Origin of the sequence: Pseudomonas taiwanensis DSM 21245, assembly GCF_000425785.1 — a bacterium.
GTDB classification, from domain to species: Bacteria; Pseudomonadota; Gammaproteobacteria; order Pseudomonadales; family Pseudomonadaceae; genus Aquipseudomonas; species Aquipseudomonas taiwanensis.
In genome coordinates this window covers 369,707-385,853 of record NZ_KE384450.1, presented here as the reverse complement: position 1 = coordinate 385,853, position 16,147 = coordinate 369,707, and the positions used below count along the sequence as shown (strand labels likewise).

The window sequence follows — 16,147 nt, the reverse complement described above, 5'->3', positions numbered from 1 at the left end:
GGTGAATGCAAAAAGATCAAAATACAGAAAAATCGAGCGCTGCGTACTGCCCTCGGGCAATACCGGCAAACGCCAGCAAAGCCGGCAACCGCTGGGCAAAGCCTTGGAAGCCGTGATCGCCTCCGGCCTGGATACGCAGGGCGCACGCGCGGTAATAGCGCTCGGCGTGGCGGTAGTCCAGGGTTTCATCGGCGGTCTGCAGCCACACTTGATAGCGGCTTGGGTCCGTGGGCGCCGGCACTTCCAGTTCGGCCAGGGCCTGCACATGATCCAGGGTCAGCTCCCAGGTTTCATCGGTGTAGAAGTTGCGCTGGGTACCCAGGTAGCCGTCGAACAGCTTGTGCGGGGTAACCGCTGGGTTGACCAGCAAGGCCTTGAGGCCATGGCGCTCGGCCAGATGGGTGGCATAGTAGCCGCCGAGCGAACTGCCTACCAGCAGGGGCTTGCCCAGTTCGGCGATGGCCGCTTCGAGCTGGGCGATGGCCTGGCGCGGATGATGGTGCAAAGCGGGTATGCGCACGTGGTCGGACAGCCCCAACTGCTGCATGACGGCCTCCAGCTGCCGCGCCTTGGTTGAAAGCGGCGAGCTGTTGAAGCCATGGATATAGAGGATGGAACCCGACATGCTGCCCCCGGAATCTGTGGCTTCGCGCCCGATCGGAGTGGGCGCAGGGACGCGCAGTGTAGCGTGTTCGCCGGGTTTTGGCGCTGGATCGGGAATTTCGCAACACAATCTTCAATCAAGCATCGGCCGCGATGTGGCCCGCTGGCGACACCAGGGCGCGTCGACGGGCGTTCACCTCAGTAGCCGGGGCTGTCGAAGTCGAGCTTCACTTCGAAATCCAGCGCCCGCTCCACGCCGGTCTCCAACCGTCCGTCGGCATGCAGACGCAACCAGCGATACCCTGGCTGTTCCTCACTCACCTTGAACTCTTCGCTGCGCGCTGCGAATTGGATGCAGGTCGAGGGTGTGGCCAGCAAACGCAGCCCATCGCGCACTTCATCCCACTCTTGGTGAACATGCCCCCACAGCAACGCCTTCACCTGTGGATAACGTAGCAGGCGCTGCAGCAGTACATCGGCGTTACGCAGGCCGATCGGGGCGATCCAGGCGCAACCGATGTCCACCGGCTGATGGTGGCAGCACACCAGGCAGTGGCGCTCGCCGGCACCTGCCAGCGCTGCGTCCAGCGTGGCCAGTTGCTGATCTGCCAGCAAGCCGTGGGTTGCGCCGACGACTGCCGAATCGAGCATCACGATGCGCCAGGCGCCGATATCGGTCACGGCCTGCGTCTGCTCCGGCGCTACCTCGGCCATCACCCGGGCTTCGTCATGATTGCCTGGCAACCAGCGGGACGGCGCACCGAACTCAGCGGTGAGCGCTCGAAAAGCCTGGTAGGAAGCCACGCTGGCGTCCTGGGATAGGTCACCTGTGCACAGCAGCAAGTCGATGCGCGGCTGCTCACGGCGCACCTGGGCAATCACGTGGCGCAGGCTGTCCCGAGTCCTCAAGCCCAGCAGCGAACCAGCCGGGTCGGCGAACAGGTGGGCGTCGGTCAGTTGCACCACATGAATGGGTGCCGGTAGGGAGTCTGGGTGCGGCAACGGCCGTCTCCTCGAACGGATATTGCACGGATTATGGCGGCGGAAGGCTTTCGAGCAAATACTCGAAACCAACCCGCGTCACATTTCAGCGCACACTTGCCAGTTCGTGACCACAGGCCAGGCAGTGACTCAGCCATTCGCCCAGGAACAGATTGAGCTGGGCTTTTTCGTCCGGCTGGTGCATGGCGGCATTGGGGTACGGGTAGATGCTGCGCAGGCGTCGGGCGTGCTCGGCACTGACCACCTCGGCCATGCGCGCATCGTGATACACCTGCACCTCCAGGTGCGGCACCGGCAGCCAGGGCAGGCTGTGCTCCTGGCGTACGCGCAAGGTGGTGGTATAGGGGCATGCCAGCACCACGTCGAGCACCAGTACGCCAAGCATCTGGTCGCCCTGGGTCATGCCGATGCGGCGCGAACTCTGGGTGGTGCGCATGTCTGGCAGCAAGCGCATGAGCCGGGCATAGTTGGCCTCACAGGCTGCCTGCAGCCCGGCCAGATCTACCCGATAACGCTCACGCAACAGGTTCACTTCCACATACCTCGTACTTCGTCTCGATTCAACGCCAGCCACTGCAACCCGATTATGGTCGCGGCATTGCAGATACGCCCGTCACGTACCGCTTGCAGGGCATCTTCGAATGACCACACGCGAACACGAATGTCCTCGCCCTCTTCTTCCAGGCCATGCAGGCCACCGGCGCCTTCGCTGCTGCAACGACCGAGGAACAGATGAACGTACTCATCGCTACCGCCCGGAGACGGGAAGTAGCGGGTCATTGGCCACAGCGCGCTGAAGGTAAGCCCTGCTTCCTCTTCAGCCTCGCGATGGGCGACTTCTTCTGGCTGCTCGTCCTTGTCGATCAGCCCCGCCACCATCTCGATCAGCCACGGGTTGGCGACCTTGTCCATGGCGCCCACGCGAAACTGCTCGATCAGCACCACCTCATCGCGCAACGGGTCGTAGGGCAGCACACAGACCGCGTCATGCCGCACGAACAGTTCGCGACTGATCTCGCGGCCCATGCCTCCAGCGAACAGCTCGTGGCGCAGGTGCACCTTGTCGAGCTTGTAGAAACCCTGGAAGCAATTGACCCGCTTGACGATCTCGACCGCCTTGGGCACCGAATTGAACGTGTCTGACATGGAAATCCTCATGACCTCATTTACCGCATCGCGCCATCCTACTCTGCACGCCAGCCTGTTTCATCCCTTTCTGGCAACCGTTCGCCCACTCGGGACAGCAGGCCTTCTCTCTGTTAGCTTAGTGGCGAACTGAAGGCCGCGCCGACGGTCAAAGGGCGACTTTTCCTGTTCTGCAAGGATCATCATGACACTGGTCAAACTGACTTCCGTGGCCGTGCTGGCACTGGCGCTTGGTGCCTGCCAAAGCGTGTTCGCACCCAACTACCGGGCTCCGCTGGAGGTCAAGCGCGACGCCTGGGAGCATGTAAAACCTGGTTGCACCGAAAGCGACTGCCCGCTGGTGAACATCGACACCATCCACTTCCCGGCGCTGCCCAAGCTCGACGGCATCGTCGAGCAACGCCTGCTGCAACTGACCGAAGATAACCAGCGTGGCACCGCGCCTGCCTCGCTGCAGGCCTACGAACAGCACTACCTGGCCAGCGCCGACAAGCGCAATAGCAGCTACCTGCAGGCCAAGGTACGCGAGCAGCATGACGGACTGGTGATCATCGAACTGTCCAGCTACCTGGACAGCGGCGGTGCACATGGCATGCCAGGACGCGGCTTCATCAACTACTCGCGCAAGCTGGACAAAGTGCTGACCTTGCAGGACATGCTGGTGCCCGGCCAGGAAGACACCTTCTGGAAGACCGTCGAAGAGTCCCACCGCGCTTGGCTGATCAGCGTTGGCATGGACAAGGATGCCGAGTTCGTGAAGACCTGGCCGTTCAAGAAGTCGCCGCACATCGCCCTGACGTACGGCGCGGTAGTGGTGAAGTACGAAGTCTATTCCATCGCGCCCTATTCCATGGGCCACGTCGAGCTGAAGATCCCGTACCCACGCCTCAATGGCGTGCTCAAGCCCGAACTGTTTCCCGGCCGCGGCTGACGCTCAGTAGCGCATGCAGCCCACCTGCCAGTACCAGTGCTGGCAGGGTCGCGCCAAACTCAGGGGCCTGCGCGGCAATCGTGTGATAAGCGGCAACACCCACCACCCAGGCCACCAGCGCTTGCCAGTGCAGCCCTTCGACCAACGCTGGCGCGCGGCGGCGGCGGATCACGAAGTGGTCCATCAGCACCACGCCGAACAGCGGCGCGAACACAGAACCGATCAGCAGCAGGAAGTTCTCGTACTGGGCCAGCGGCGCCAGCAGCGCGATGAGGGTGCACACCACGCCGATGGCCAGGGCCAAGTGCTCGACTTTGAAGCGCACCAGCACGCTGGTCGAGACTGCAGCGGAGTGGATATCGGCGAACGCCTTCTCCGACTCGTCCAGCAGGATCAGCAACAGCGGGATACCGATACCCGCGCCAGCCAGGGCCAACAGCAGGGCATTGGCCTCGCCACTCGACGCAAAGGCCAGGGTGTAGGCCACGCCCAGGCTCATCAGCCAGGTGTTGCCGATGAAGTAACCCAGCACGGTACCGCCGAAGACGCGCTTGGCACTGCTGGCGAAACGCGAGTAGTCGGCAATCAGCGGCAACCAGGACAGCGGCATGGCGATGACGATGTCAAAGCCTACGGCCAGCGACATCGAACCGTCACCGGCACGTGCCCACAGCTCGGCCAGGTCGGCCTTGGCGAACAGGTTCCAGGTCAGCCACAGGCAGGCGGCCATCAACACCCAGATACCCCATTTGCGCAGAATCTTGCGTACGAAAGCCAGCGGCCCGCTGACCGCAAGCAAGGTCGCCATGGCACCGAAACACACCGTCCACAGCATCGGGCTGTTCCACAGGCTGTCCTCGCCGAAGGCGCGTGCGCCGAGCAGGCTGGCGGCATCGCGCATGACGATGATCTCGAACGCGCCCCAACCAACCAGTTGCAGCAGGTTGAGCACTGCCGGCAGTCGGGCGCCATGGCGGCCCAGGCTCAAGCGCAGGGTGCCCATGGCGGGCAGGCCGGTGTCGCTGCCGATGACGCCAGCGGCCCCGAGCAACAGCACGCCCACGCCTGTGCCGAGGGCGATGGCCAGAACGGCTCCCGCCAGCCCCAGGCCGGGGGCAAGCATGGCACCGACCTGCAGGACCATCAGGCCGATGCCGAGGGAGAACCAGAGTGCGAACAGGTCGCGGGCACCGAACAGGCGGTGGCTGGAGGGGACCGGGTGGTCCGCGGAGAAGTGGCTGGGGGTGGTCATGCTTGTAGCTCGCCGGATTTGTTGTTGGGGTTGGCGCGGCACAAGGCCGCTCCCACAAAGATCACGCGATCTAAGGGGGAGCGGCCTTGTGTCGCGAAAGGGCTGCAAAGCGGCCCCAAGGTCTACTTACACCTTTTTGTAGAGCTGGCTACCTTCCTGGCGGAACCGCTCGGCCTGCTCGCGCATGCCCTCCTCAACCGACACATCGACCGAGTCGATACGCTGGTTGGCGGCATATTCACGTACTTCCTGGGTGATCTTCATCGAACAGAACTTCGGCCCGCACATCGAGCAGAAGTGGGCGACCTTGGCCGACTCCTTCGGCAGGGTCTCGTCGTGGAACGCGCGGGCAGTGTCCGGGTCCAGACCGAGGTTGAACTGGTCTTCCCAACGGAATTCGAAGCGTGCCTTGGACAAAGCGTTGTCACGAATTTGCGCGCCAGGGTGGCCTTTGGCAAGGTCGGCCGCATGGGCGGCGATCTTGTAGGTGATGATGCCGGTCTTGACGTCATCCTTGTTCGGCAGGCCCAGGTGCTCCTTGGGGGTTACATAGCAAAGCATGGCGCAACCGAACCAACCGATCATCGCCGCACCAATGCCAGAGGTGATGTGGTCGTAGCCTGGGGCGATGTCGGTCGTCAGCGGACCGAGGGTGTAGAACGGCGCCTCGTCACAGCACTCCAGCTGCTTGTCCATGTTCTCTTTGATCAACTGCATCGGCACATGGCCAGGACCTTCGATCATGCACTGCACGTCGTGTTTCCAGGCGATCTTGGTCAGCTCGCCGAGGGTTTCCAGTTCACCGAACTGGGCGGCGTCATTGGCGTCGGCGATCGAGCCTGGGCGCAGACCATCGCCCAGCGAGAAGCTGACGTCGTAGGCCTTCATGATTTCGCAGATCTCGTCGAAGTGCGTGTACAGGAAGTTTTCCTTGTGATGCGCCAGACACCACTTGGCCATGATCGAGCCGCCACGGCTGACGATGCCGGTAACCCGCTTGGCGGTCAGCGGCACGTAGCGCAGCAGTACGCCAGCATGGATGGTGAAGTAGTCAACGCCCTGCTCGGCCTGTTCGATCAGGGTGTCGCGGAACAACTCCCAGGTCAGGTCCTCAGCGATACCATTGACCTTTTCCAGGGCCTGGTAGATCGGCACCGTGCCGATCGGCACCGGCGAGTTGCGGATGATCCACTCGCGGGTTTCATGGATGTGCTTGCCGGTGGACAGGTCCATGACGGTATCCGAGCCCCAGCGGATACCCCAGGTCAGTTTGGCCACTTCTTCCTCGATGGAGGAACCCAGGGCACTGTTGCCGATGTTGCCATTGATCTTCACCAGGAAGTTGCGGCCGATGATCATCGGCTCCAGTTCCGGGTGGTTGATGTTGGCCGGGATGATCGCGCGGCCGCGAGCGATTTCCTCGCGAACGAACTCGGGTGTGATTTCCTTCGGGATGCTGGCACCGAAGCTGTGGCCAGCGTGCTGCTGGTTCAGCAGGCCGGCGGCGCGGGCTTCCTGCAGCTTCATGTTTTCGCGGATGGCAACGTATTCCATCTCGGCGGTGATGATGCCCTGGCGGGCGTAGTGCATCTGCGTGACGTTGGCACCAGGCTTGGCGCGACGCGGATTGCGCACATGGGCGAAGCGCAGCTTGGCCAGCTCGGCATCGTTCAGGCGCTGCTGGCCGAAATCAGAGCTCAGCCCGTCCAGGCGCAGGGTGTCGCCACGGGCATCGATCCAGGACGAACGAACATCGGCCAAGCCTTTGCGCACGTCAATGACGACATTGGGGTCGGTGTAGGGGCCGGAGGTGTCATAGACCAGCACCGGTGCGTTGGTCTCGCCGCCAAAATCGGTGGGGGTGTCGTGCAGGCTGATCTCGCGCATGGGCACGCGGATGTCCGGGCGCGAACCTTCGACGTACACCTTGCGCGAACGCGGGAAGGGTTGCACGGACTGCTGGTCGACTTGTGCCGACTCGCTGAGGTTGATCGTTTTTTCTTGTTTACTCATCACAGGCTCTCCAGACGTCTTCCTTGCGGACGGAATGTCGGGGTGAACCTGAAAGACGCGGACGCACCCCCTGGACGGGTGTGCAGTGCCGGTACATGGAGGTGCCTTGAGCTACGCGAGCTGTGACATTCCCGGACCTGGCACAAGAGGCTCCCCGGGAAGGCGAGCAATCTTGTTCCCTACGCAGGCGCTAACCTGATCAGGTTCAACGGGATCCGGAACTTTCCGATCTCAGCCTTTGCTTCAAGGCACCCCGACAAGAACATGCGCAGTCTAGACTGGAGTGGTCGGCAAAGCCAAGCGACTAAAACGCACGGATGATGAAAGGCACCGTCGACGATTGTTGCCAGCTGCACATGGCACTACACTGGCCGGTCTTTCGATACTCAACAGTTCAGTAATTAAATTTCGTACAAGGATTGCCTCTATGCTGCGCAAACTCTCACTGGCGATAGCCGTGTCTTGTGCGTCCAACGGAGTGGTCTGGGCAGCGGATGTGCCCGCAACGGTAAAGACCGATCTGGTCAGCGTCTACCAGGAAGCGGTCGATAACAACGCCGACCTGGCTGCGGCCCGCGCCGACTACGGCGCCCGTCGCGAGGTGGTGCCCCAGGCCAGGGCCGGGTTGCTGCCGAACCTGTCGGCAGGTGCCGAAATGATGAACACCCGCACCAAGTTCGATGAGCCATCGATCACCTCCAACCGCAGCGGCAATTCGTGGAGCGCGACCCTCTCGCAACCGATTTTCCGCGCCGACCGCTGGTTCCAGTTGAAGGCAGCCGAGTCTGTCAATGAACAGGCGGCGCTTGAGCTGTCGGCCACCGAGCAGAACCTGATCCTGCAAACCGCGCAGAACTATTTCGCCGTACTCCGCGCCCAAGACAACCTGGCTGCCACCAAGGCCGAGGAGGCGGCGTTCAAGCGCCAGCTGGATCAGTCCAACGAACGTTTCGACGTGGGCCTCTCCGACAAGACCGACGTCCTGCAATCGCAAGCCAGCTACGACACTGCCCGGGCCAACCGGATCATTGCCGAACGCCAGGTCCAGGATGCCTTCGAGGCCCTGGTGACCCTGACCAATCGCGAATACGCCTCGATCCAGGGCGTGGTCCACACCCTGCCGGTGCAGGTGCCCACGCCCAATGATGCCAAGGCCTGGGTCGAAACCGCTGCTCGCCAGAACCTCAACCTTCTGGCCACCAACTATGCCGTCACCGCCGCTGAAGAGACCTTGCGCCAGCGCAAGGCCGGCCATGCGCCCACGGTCGATGCGGTAGCTCGCTACCAGAAGGGCGATAACGACAGCCTCGGATTCAGCAACCCGCAGCCAAACGTGCGCTATGCCGGCGACGTTGAGCAAACCAGCATCGGCCTGCAACTGAACATCCCGATCTACAGCGGCGGTCTGACCAGCTCACAGGTACGCGAGGCCTACCAGCGCCTGAGCCAGAGCGAGCAGCAGCGCGAAAGCCTGCGCCGCCAAGTGGTGGAAAACACCCGTAACCTGCACCGCGCGGTCAACACCGACGTGGAACAGGTCCAGGCGCGCAAGCAGTCGATCATTTCCAACCAGAGCGCGCTCGAAGCCACCGAGATCGGCTACCAGGTCGGTACCCGCAACATCGTCGACGTGCTCGACGCCCAGCGCCAGCTGTATACCTCGGTGCGCGACTACAACAACAGCCGGTATGACTACATTCTCGACAACCTGAGCCTGAAACAGGCTGCCGGAACCTTGAGCCCGCAGGACCTGCAGGACCTCAAGCGGTATCTGAAGCCAGACTACAACCCGGACAAGGACTTCCTGCCACCGGATTTGGCAGCGGCGGCGGCGAAGAATTTCGAGCGCAGGCCGTAGGTCGGTGCTGCATCATCGCCGGCGTGCCGGCGATGATGCCTGCTCGGATTTCAGCCAATCAACGCCCCAAGCCCATCCAGCAACCGCTGCAACGCCCCCTGGTTCGCCAACATCACCTGCTTGCCCGCCGCCCCCATGCGCTGGGCATCCTGAGGCAGCTCGACCAGCCGACGTACTGCCGCCGCCAGCCCTTCGACATCATCCACCTGCTGCAACGCCCCTGCGTCTCGCAACATCGCGCTGATCTCGAGGAAGTTGAACACATGTGGGCCCATGATCACCGGCAACGACAGCGCCGCTGGCTCTAACGGGTTATGACCGCCGGTGGCGACAAGACTGCCGCCGACGAAGGCGATATCGGCCAGCGCATAGAGGAACAGCAACTCACCCATGGTGTCGCCCAGCAGCACCTGGGTCTGGCTGTCGACGGCACCACCCGAGGAGCGGCGCACAGTAGTGAACTGCTCACGGCACAGGGCATGCACGGCATTGAAGCGCTCAGGGTGGCGAGGCACCAGAATCAGCAGCGCGTCGCCATGTACCTGCAGCAACTGGCGGTGCGCCTGCAAGATCAGGGCGTCTTCGCCTTCGTGGGTACTGGCGGCGATCCACACCGGGCGCTGGTCGCCCCCCCACTGCCCGCGCAATGCCTGCGCCCGAGGCTGCAGTTGCTCGTCGATCTTCAAGTCGAACTTGATCGAGCCGGTCACCTTCACGCATTCAGGCCGTGCGCCCAGGTCACGGAATCGCTGGGCTTCGGTTTCGGTTTGCACCGCGATGAGGTTCATCTCGGTGAGCATCGGCCGGGTCAGGCCAGCAAACCGTGCGTAGCCACGGGCCGACCGTTCGGATAGCCGTGCATTGGCCAAGGCCACGGGAATGCCGCGCTTGGCGCACTGGTGAATGTGATTGGGCCAAAGTTCGGTTTCCATGATGATGCCCAGACGTGGACGCACATGGTCCAGAAAGCGCCCCGCCGCCCACGGCAGGTCATAGGGCAGGTAGCAATGCTGGATGCGCGGCTCGTCGCCGAACATCGCGCGGATGCGCTCCGATCCAGTCGGGGTCATGCAGGTGAGGGTGATCGGCAGGTCCGGGTAGGCCTTGAGCAGGGCGCGAACCATGGGTGCGGCGGCAATGCTCTCGCCTACCGACACCGCATGCACCCAGATCCCCCCTTGGCGCATGGCCGGAAGGTTCAGGGCAAAGCGCTCAGCGATGCGCTGGCCGTAGGCCGGCGCCTTGCGGGCACGCAGGAACAGGCGTAGCGCGACCAGCGGCAGGCCCAGGTGAAACAACAAGGAATAAAGGGTTCTGTTCATGGTGGCGAAGTGTACTAGGAACCATCTGGAAAATGGCTAGCCGATCGCGCGCAGGTGCACCGCGAAGCGCTCGGCCAGCCATTGCGCCGCCGGTCCCAAGGGCTCGTCGCGCCGCCAGGCAAGCTCCGCCACCAAAGCAGGTGGTCGCCATTCGCTGTCCAACTCGACCATCTGTGTCTGATAGGTCGGATACTGCACCACATGCTGTGGCAACCAGGCCCAGCCGAGGCCGCGCATCAGCAGTTCGGCCATGGCATAGAAGCTGTCCGCACGCCAGATCTGCGGACTGATCGCTTCGCCACCCGGGTAGCCGCTCTGCTGGGGGGTGATCAACAACTGTCGATGCCGCGCCAATTGCTGGCGGGTGACCCGTAGCTCCTTGGCGAGCGGATGCCCGACCGCGCAGACAGTGACCATTTCCACGCTGCCCAGGGCGCGCCGCTCCAGCGAACTGGGGATGCTTTCGTGATGGAAGAACAACCCCAGGTCGGCGCGCCGTTCCACCAGCTTGCGTGCCACATCCCCTTGGGCGCCGCTGGCCAACTGCACTTCCAGGAAGGGAAAACGGCTGGCCAACTCGTCAAGGCTGTCGATCACCGGCTGATAGGGCATGGCCTCGTCCTGAGCAACCCGCAACAGCGCCTCCTGCCCACGCATCAACGCCAGCGCACGGCCGTCCAGGCGCTCGCACTGGCGCAACAGCTCGCGGGCATCCTCCAGCAAGGCCACGCCGTTTTCCGTCAACTTGGGCTGACGACCGCTGCTGCGCTCGAACAAGGTCACACCCAAGTCCGTTTCGAGCATTGCGATGGCACTGCTGACCGCCGACTGCGCCCGGCGCTGCTCCCGGGCCACCGCGGAAAAGGACCGCAGTTCGGCGACACGCACGAACACGCGCAGTTGCTCGAGATTCCACTGCTCTGCCATCAACCTATCTCCAATACTGATAGGTAATGACTTTACCCCATCCAGCACATGCCTAAAATGCCCGGCAGAAACCGGAGGAAACCACCATGAATGCCTACACCTACCTGGCCATCGCCATCTGCGCCGAAGTCATCGCCACCGCCTCCATGAAAGCGGTCAAGGGCTTGAGCACGCCGCTGCCGCTGTTGCTGATGGTGTGTGGCTACGCCATCGCCTTCTGGATGCTGACCCTGGTGGTGCGCAGCATACCGGTGGGCATTGCCTACGCGATCTGGTCTGGGCTGGGCATCGTGCTGATCAGCGTGGCAGCGCTGGTGATCTACGGGCAGAAGCTGGATGTACCGGCAATGCTGGGGATGGCGATGATCGTCGGGGGCGTGGTAGTGATCCAGCTGTTTTCGAAGACTGCCGGACACTGAGTCGCCTGGGTGTTCGGCCTCCCCGGCAAGCCGGCCGCGGTCGTTGAAGGAGGCGGATAGCGCAGCGATAGGGTCATGACAAGGTAAGCCTGTATACTTGCCAGCTGTCCCAGTCTCCGAGGTACCGCCATGCCATCTGCCATTTCCACTGACGTATTGATCGTCGGCGCCGGGGTCGCAGGCCTCTGGCTCAATGCTCGTCTGCGCAGACTGGGCTATTCGACAGTGCTGGTGGAGCGTGCCAGCCTGGGCGGTGAGCAGACCATCAAATCGCAAGGCATCATCCATGGCGGCACCAAGTACGCCCTGCACGGCGCCCTGACCGGCGCCTCGGAAGCCATCGCCGACATGCCGCGACGTTGGCGCGAAGCCTTGGCCGGCACCGGCGAGCTGGCGCTGGACAAGACCCGCCTGCTGTCCGATGCGCACTACCTGTGGTCCCCCGGCACCCTGGCCGGCAACCTCACCAGCTTTTTCGCCAGCAAGGCAGTGCGTGGCCGGGTAGACCAGGTCAAGGGCGAGCAACTGCCGCCTGCCCTTCAAGACCGCGCGTTCAAGGGCAAGGTCTATCGCCTGGCCGAACTGGTGATCGACGTCCCCAGCCTGCTTGCCAACCTGGCCGAGCTGGCCGGTGACAGTCTGCTGGCGGGCGAGCAGATCGAACCCTTGCGTGAAGGCCAAGCGCTGGTCGGCTTGCGCGTCGATGGCCGTGAAATCCGCGCCCAGCGCATCGTCCTCAGTGCAGGTGGCGGTACCGAGGCGCTGTTGCAGGCCCTCGGCCTCAACCAGCCAGCGATGCAGTTGCGGCCGCTGCACATGGTCATGGCCAAAGGGCCGAACCTCAAACCCCTCTACGCCCACTGCCTGGGCGGCGGCCCGAAGCCACGGGTGACGATCACCACTCACCCGGCAGCCGATGGCCAGTGGGTGTGGTACATGGGTGGCGACCTGGCCGAAGCCGATGGCGTAGCCCGCGACCCAGCCGCGCAGATCGCCGCGGCGCAAAAGGAAATCGCTCACCTGCTGCCATGGGTAGACCAGACGCTACTGAAATGGGCGACCTTGCGTGTGGATCGCGCCGAACCCGCGCAATCTGGCCTGGTACGCCCGGACAATGCCTTCCTGGCCGACCAGCAGCGTCTGCTGGTCGGCTGGCCGACCAAACTGGCATTGGCCCCCGACTTCAGTGATCGGGTACTGGCAAGTCTCGATCGCGATGGCATTCGCCCAAGCGCTCAACCCGCCCTCGATAACCTTCCGCGCCCGGCGCTGGGCGTACCGGCCTGGGAGCAACTGCTGCCATGACCCTGCCTACCCTGCACGACATTCACCGCCCGCTGGGCAGCACCGGCTTCAAGGTGTCGCCCTTGGGCCTGGGAACGGTCAAGCTCGGCCGCGACCAGGGCGTCAAATACCCGAACGGCTTCACCATTCCAGACGATGACGAAGCACGCCTGCTGCTGGCCCAGGCCCGCGAGCTGGGTATCAACCTGATCGACACCGCACCGGCCTATGGCCGCAGCGAAGAACGTCTGGGCCCACTGCTGCGCGGCCAGCGCGAGCAATGGGTGATCGTCAGCAAGGTCGGCGAGGAATTCGAGAACGGCCAGTCGCACTTCGATTTCAGCGCCGCCCATACCCGCCGCTCGGTTGAGCGCAGCCTGCGCCGCCTGGAAACCGACCGCATCGAACTGGTGCTGGTGCACTCGGACGGCAATGACCTGGCCATTCTCGAGCAGCAGGAGGTCTATCAGACCCTTGCCGAGCTCAAGCAAGAGGGCAAGATCCTGGGCTTCGGCTTTTCCGGCAAGACGGTCGCCGGCGGCCTGAAGGCGCTGGAAACCGGCGATTGCGCCATGGTCACCTACAACCTCAACGAGCAGGCAGAGCGCCCGGTCCTGGACTACGCTGCCGAACATGGCAAAGCCATTCTGGTGAAGAAGGCCCTGGCCAGCGGGCACATCTGCCTGGCCCCTGGTGTCGACCCGGTGCAAGCCAGCTTCGAGCTGCTGTTCTCCCACCCTGGTGTGAGCAGTGCTATCGTCGGCACCATCAATCCGTTGCATCTGGCCCACAACGTGGCCACTGTCGCCCGCATCCTGAGCCAGCACTGAGCCGTCTGGGCCCAAGGTCTGGAGACTGATCCGACGCAAGGAGGAGCCTCGTGCCGCGTACGCTGATTCGCAAGAACCCAAGCAACTTCAAGACACTGCCCCTGCATGTCGAAGCGACGCCCGAAGGCCTGATCTACCAGAGCATCGGCATGCCGCTGAACTTCGCTCAGACCCAGCAGCGGCGCAAGGCCATCGAGCTGCCGGACGACCAGCGTTTCGTGGTCGAGCTAGCCAACCTGGGCGTCTCGGTACGCCTGACCCTACACTGGCAGCACCGCGACTACTGGGTGCTGGTGCGCCAGCGCCGCCAGGACCGGGGCGATGTGGTGCTGAAACTGATATCCGGATATGTCCCCGCACAAGAGCTCAACCTGCCCCTGCACACGGCAGTGCAGGAGGTGGCCGAGGAATGCTTGCTGGAAACCCCGGAAGGCTGGCTGGGGGGACGCTTCAACGACACCTGGCTACCCGCGCCCTATGCCGCTGCCTTGCATTATCGTGAAACCTTGCCCTTCATCCTCACACCGGAATCCGGCGCCGCTCGCCCTGTGCATTGCGGCAACCTGATGCTACTGGAGCGGCCCAGGGCCTATGTGCATTTGCCCACCGCCTCGTTGCAGTTGATCTACGACATGCGCCTGCAGGTACCCCGGGACGCCAAGAAACTCAGCCTGTTTCACGTCGATGAGCGGCTGGAGGGTGACCAGCTGGTGGCGCGACTCAACCGCAAACGGCCTGACCTGTACCTGATGCCCCTGAAAGACGGCCAACCGCTGGCCGAGCTGTACACCCTGAAGAAAGACGAACTGGTGCCGGCCAGCACACGAGGGCTTTACCTGGCGGAGAGTTTCGCCAACCAGACAGGATGGGTCGTCAAGGAAGAGCGGATACGCTGGAAGGATTGGCTGAAACAGCAGGGGTTGGCCGATAGCAATACCGGCTCGCACTTGCGCCGGTTCGGTGAAAAGGCACGGGCGTTGCTGGCGCGGGCGCGAACCTCGTTGCACAAGTAACGCGTGGGGCCGCGAAGCGGCCCCTCTAACCTATTTCAGTGCTTGCGGATTTTCTCGACGATCGCCGTGGTCGAGCTGTTCTCGACCAGCCCCAGCACCTTCACGGTACCGCCGTAAGCCTTGACGATATCAGCGCCCACTACCTGGTCGATGCCGTAGTCACCGCCTTTGACCAGCACATCCGGCTTGACCTGGCTCAGCAGGTTCTCCGGCGTACTCTCAGGGAAGCTGATCACCCAGTCCACCGCACCCAGGCCTGCCAGCACGGCCATGCGCCGGTCGACGCTATTGATCGGCCGCCCAGGGCCTTTCAGACGGCTGACCGAAGCATCGTCATTGACCGCGACGATCAGGCGATCGCCCTGGGCCCTTGCCTGCTCCAGGTAGGTGACATGGCCGGCATGCAGGATGTCGAAGCAACCGTTGGTGAAGACGATCTTCTCTTTGTGCGCGCGGGCATCGTCGATAGCCAGCAACAACTGCTCCAGGCCCAGCACACCGCGCTCGGAGCCCTCCTCGCGCTGAATCGCCCGGCGCAATTCAGGCGCGCTGATGGCCGCAGTACCCAGCTTGCCGACCACGATACCGGCCGCCAGGTTGGCCAGCGCCACCGCGTGGGGCAGGTCCTCGCCAGCAGCGATGGCGGCCGCCAGGGTGGAAATCACGGTGTCGCCGGCACCGGTGACATCGAACACTTCACGGGCACGCGCGGGCAGGTGAAGGGCTGGCTGACCCGCACGCAGCAAGGTCATGCCGTGCTCGCCACGGGTCACCAGCAGTGCTCCCAGGTCCAGGTCCTGCAACAGTTGCAGCCCTTTGGCGACCAGTTCGGTCTCATCGGCGCAGCGGCCGACGATGGTTTCGAACTCGCTGAGGTTCGGGGTAATCAGGCTCGCGCCACGGTAGATGGAAAAGTCCTTGCCCTTGGGGTCGGCCAGCACCGGAATGCCTTTGGCCCGCGCCGCCTGGATCAGGCTTTGGTGATTGCGCAAAGCGCCTTTGCCGTAGTCGGATAGCACCAACACCTTGACGCCTTCGAGCAGGTTGTCGACCTCAGCGCCCAGCGACAGCGGGTCGGTGGCGAAGGGTTCTTCGAAGTCGATACGCAGCAGCTGCTGGTGACGGCTCATGACCCGAAGCTTGACGATGGTCGGCTGGTGCGCAATGCGCTGGAACACCGAACGCACGCCAGCGGCATGCAGGCTGTTGGCCAGGCTGTCGGCGGCCTCGTCCTGGCCGGTGACACCGACCAGCAACGCAGGCGCGCCGAGCGCCGCGATGTTCAAGGCAACGTTGGCCGCACCGCCGGGACGATCCTCGATCTGATCGACCTTGACCACCGGCACTGGCGCTTCCGGCGAGATACGCGAAGTACCGCCATGCCAGTAGCGGTCAAGCATGACATCGCCGACCACCAGTACCGGGGCTTGATCGAAACGCGGCATGGACAACTTCATGGGCAACCCAAAATGAAAAAATGAACAGGGGCAGGATATTAGCACAGGGTGGACGACGGCTTTACGGCCAGATCAGGCCCTGGAAAATTC

15 protein-coding genes and 1 riboswitch are annotated in these 16,147 nt (G+C 63.2%); of the genes, 6 read left to right on the top strand and 9 right to left on the bottom strand.

Annotated features, from left to right (window positions below):
- Positions 1 to 16: 16 nt before the first annotated feature.
- From H620_RS0120645 to H620_RS0120630, 4 genes are all read right to left on the bottom strand, one after another.
- On the bottom strand, positions 17 to 625 hold the full coding sequence (locus tag H620_RS0120645) for a YqiA/YcfP family alpha/beta fold hydrolase (RefSeq protein WP_023378442.1): 609 nt from the start codon (positions 623 to 625) through the stop codon (positions 17 to 19).
- Positions 626 to 801: 176 nt separating this feature from the next.
- A complete protein-coding gene (cpdA, locus tag H620_RS0120640) occupies positions 802 to 1,605 on the bottom strand; it encodes a 3',5'-cyclic-AMP phosphodiesterase (RefSeq protein ID WP_023378440.1) in 804 nt (267 codons plus the stop codon).
- A gap of 85 nt (positions 1,606 to 1,690) precedes the next feature.
- On the bottom strand, positions 1,691 to 2,143 hold the full coding sequence (locus H620_RS0120635) for a DUF1249 domain-containing protein (protein ID WP_027907958.1): 453 nt from the start codon (positions 2,141 to 2,143) through the stop codon (positions 1,691 to 1,693).
- On the bottom strand, positions 2,134 to 2,751 hold the full coding sequence (locus H620_RS0120630; protein WP_023378437.1) for an NUDIX domain-containing protein: 618 nt from the start codon (positions 2,749 to 2,751) through the stop codon (positions 2,134 to 2,136). Before H620_RS0120630 ends, H620_RS0120635 begins: the two co-directional genes overlap by 10 nt.
- Before the next feature lie 184 nt (positions 2,752 to 2,935).
- Here H620_RS0120630 and H620_RS0120625 point away from each other — a divergent pair, with 184 nt between their 5' ends.
- Positions 2,936 to 3,682, top strand: coding sequence for an RsiV family protein (locus H620_RS0120625; protein WP_023378435.1), 747 nt, complete (start codon positions 2,936 to 2,938; stop codon positions 3,680 to 3,682).
- Here H620_RS0120625 and cytX read toward each other — a convergent pair.
- Positions 3,651 to 4,934, bottom strand: a complete 1,284-nt coding sequence (gene cytX / locus H620_RS0120620; RefSeq protein ID WP_027907957.1) for a putative hydroxymethylpyrimidine transporter CytX — start codon at positions 4,932 to 4,934, stop codon at positions 3,651 to 3,653. The two genes, H620_RS0120625 and cytX, sit on opposite strands and share 32 nt — an antisense overlap.
- A gap of 126 nt (positions 4,935 to 5,060) precedes the next feature.
- Positions 5,061 to 6,947, bottom strand: coding sequence for a phosphomethylpyrimidine synthase ThiC (thiC, locus tag H620_RS0120615; protein ID WP_023378431.1), 1,887 nt, complete (start codon positions 6,945 to 6,947; stop codon positions 5,061 to 5,063).
- Between the two features lie 159 nt (positions 6,948 to 7,106).
- Positions 7,107 to 7,213, bottom strand: a riboswitch (TPP riboswitch).
- 161 nt (positions 7,214 to 7,374) lie between these two features.
- On the opposite strand from thiC, the gene H620_RS0120610 reads away from it, so the two are divergent.
- On the top strand, positions 7,375 to 8,805 hold the full coding sequence (locus H620_RS0120610; protein WP_027907956.1) for a TolC family outer membrane protein: 1,431 nt from the start codon (positions 7,375 to 7,377) through the stop codon (positions 8,803 to 8,805).
- 50 nt (positions 8,806 to 8,855) lie between these two features.
- Here the strand turns inward: H620_RS0120610 and waaA are convergent, their stop codons facing one another.
- Positions 8,856 to 10,127: a lipid IV(A) 3-deoxy-D-manno-octulosonic acid transferase gene (waaA, locus tag H620_RS0120605; protein WP_027907955.1), complete on the bottom strand. Its 1,272-nt coding sequence runs from the start codon at positions 10,125 to 10,127 to the stop codon at positions 8,856 to 8,858.
- 36 nt (positions 10,128 to 10,163) lie between these two features.
- The gene (locus H620_RS0120600) at positions 10,164 to 11,054 is read right to left on the bottom strand and encodes a LysR family transcriptional regulator (protein ID WP_027907954.1); all 891 of its coding nucleotides are present in this window, start codon (positions 11,052 to 11,054) and stop codon (positions 10,164 to 10,166) included.
- 86 nt (positions 11,055 to 11,140) lie between these two features.
- On the opposite strand from H620_RS0120600, the gene H620_RS0120595 reads away from it, so the two are divergent.
- From H620_RS0120595 to H620_RS0120580, 4 genes are all read left to right on the top strand, one after another.
- Positions 11,141 to 11,473, top strand: a complete 333-nt coding sequence (locus H620_RS0120595; RefSeq protein WP_023378427.1) for a DMT family transporter — start codon at positions 11,141 to 11,143, stop codon at positions 11,471 to 11,473.
- Between the two features lie 129 nt (positions 11,474 to 11,602).
- Positions 11,603 to 12,778: an NAD(P)/FAD-dependent oxidoreductase gene (locus H620_RS0120590; RefSeq protein WP_027907953.1), complete on the top strand. Its 1,176-nt coding sequence runs from the start codon at positions 11,603 to 11,605 to the stop codon at positions 12,776 to 12,778.
- Positions 12,775 to 13,587, top strand: coding sequence for an aldo/keto reductase (locus tag H620_RS0120585; RefSeq protein ID WP_023378425.1), 813 nt, complete (start codon positions 12,775 to 12,777; stop codon positions 13,585 to 13,587). Before H620_RS0120590 ends, H620_RS0120585 begins: the two co-directional genes overlap by 4 nt.
- Positions 13,588 to 13,637: 50 nt before the next feature.
- Positions 13,638 to 14,600 carry a hypothetical protein gene (locus tag H620_RS0120580; protein WP_027907952.1) on the top strand — a complete coding sequence of 321 codons (963 nt, stop codon included), beginning with the start codon at positions 13,638 to 13,640 and terminating at the stop codon, positions 14,598 to 14,600.
- A gap of 35 nt (positions 14,601 to 14,635) precedes the next feature.
- Here H620_RS0120580 and hldE read toward each other — a convergent pair whose 3' ends face one another.
- Positions 14,636 to 16,057, bottom strand: coding sequence for a bifunctional D-glycero-beta-D-manno-heptose-7-phosphate kinase/D-glycero-beta-D-manno-heptose 1-phosphate adenylyltransferase HldE (hldE, locus tag H620_RS0120575; protein WP_023378423.1), 1,422 nt, complete (start codon positions 16,055 to 16,057; stop codon positions 14,636 to 14,638).
- Positions 16,058 to 16,147 lie beyond the last annotated feature (90 nt).

Excerpts from the sequence above, each read along its gene's own strand:
- H620_RS0120645 (WP_023378442.1), bottom strand. The coding sequence starts at position 625 with ATGTCGGGTTCCATCCTCTATATCCATGGCTTCAACAGCTCGCCGCTT.
- hldE (WP_023378423.1), bottom strand. The coding sequence starts at position 16,057 with ATGAAGTTGTCCATGCCGCGTTTCGATCAAGCCCCGGTACTGGTGGTC.
- waaA (WP_027907955.1), bottom strand. The coding sequence starts at position 10,127 with ATGAACAGAACCCTTTATTCCTTGTTGTTTCACCTGGGCCTGCCGCTG.
- H620_RS0120625 (WP_023378435.1), top strand. The coding sequence starts at position 2,936 with ATGACACTGGTCAAACTGACTTCCGTGGCCGTGCTGGCACTGGCGCTT.
- cytX (WP_027907957.1), bottom strand. The coding sequence starts at position 4,934 with ATGACCACCCCCAGCCACTTCTCCGCGGACCACCCGGTCCCCTCCAGC.
- H620_RS0120595 (WP_023378427.1), top strand. The coding sequence starts at position 11,141 with ATGAATGCCTACACCTACCTGGCCATCGCCATCTGCGCCGAAGTCATC.
- thiC (WP_023378431.1), bottom strand. The coding sequence starts at position 6,947 with ATGAGTAAACAAGAAAAAACGATCAACCTCAGCGAGTCGGCACAAGTC.
- H620_RS0120585 (WP_023378425.1), top strand. The coding sequence starts at position 12,775 with ATGACCCTGCCTACCCTGCACGACATTCACCGCCCGCTGGGCAGCACC.
- H620_RS0120610 (WP_027907956.1), top strand. The coding sequence starts at position 7,375 with ATGCTGCGCAAACTCTCACTGGCGATAGCCGTGTCTTGTGCGTCCAAC.
- H620_RS0120590 (WP_027907953.1), top strand. The coding sequence starts at position 11,603 with ATGCCATCTGCCATTTCCACTGACGTATTGATCGTCGGCGCCGGGGTC.
- H620_RS0120630 (WP_023378437.1), bottom strand. The coding sequence starts at position 2,751 with ATGTCAGACACGTTCAATTCGGTGCCCAAGGCGGTCGAGATCGTCAAG.
- H620_RS0120600 (WP_027907954.1), bottom strand. The coding sequence starts at position 11,054 with ATGGCAGAGCAGTGGAATCTCGAGCAACTGCGCGTGTTCGTGCGTGTC.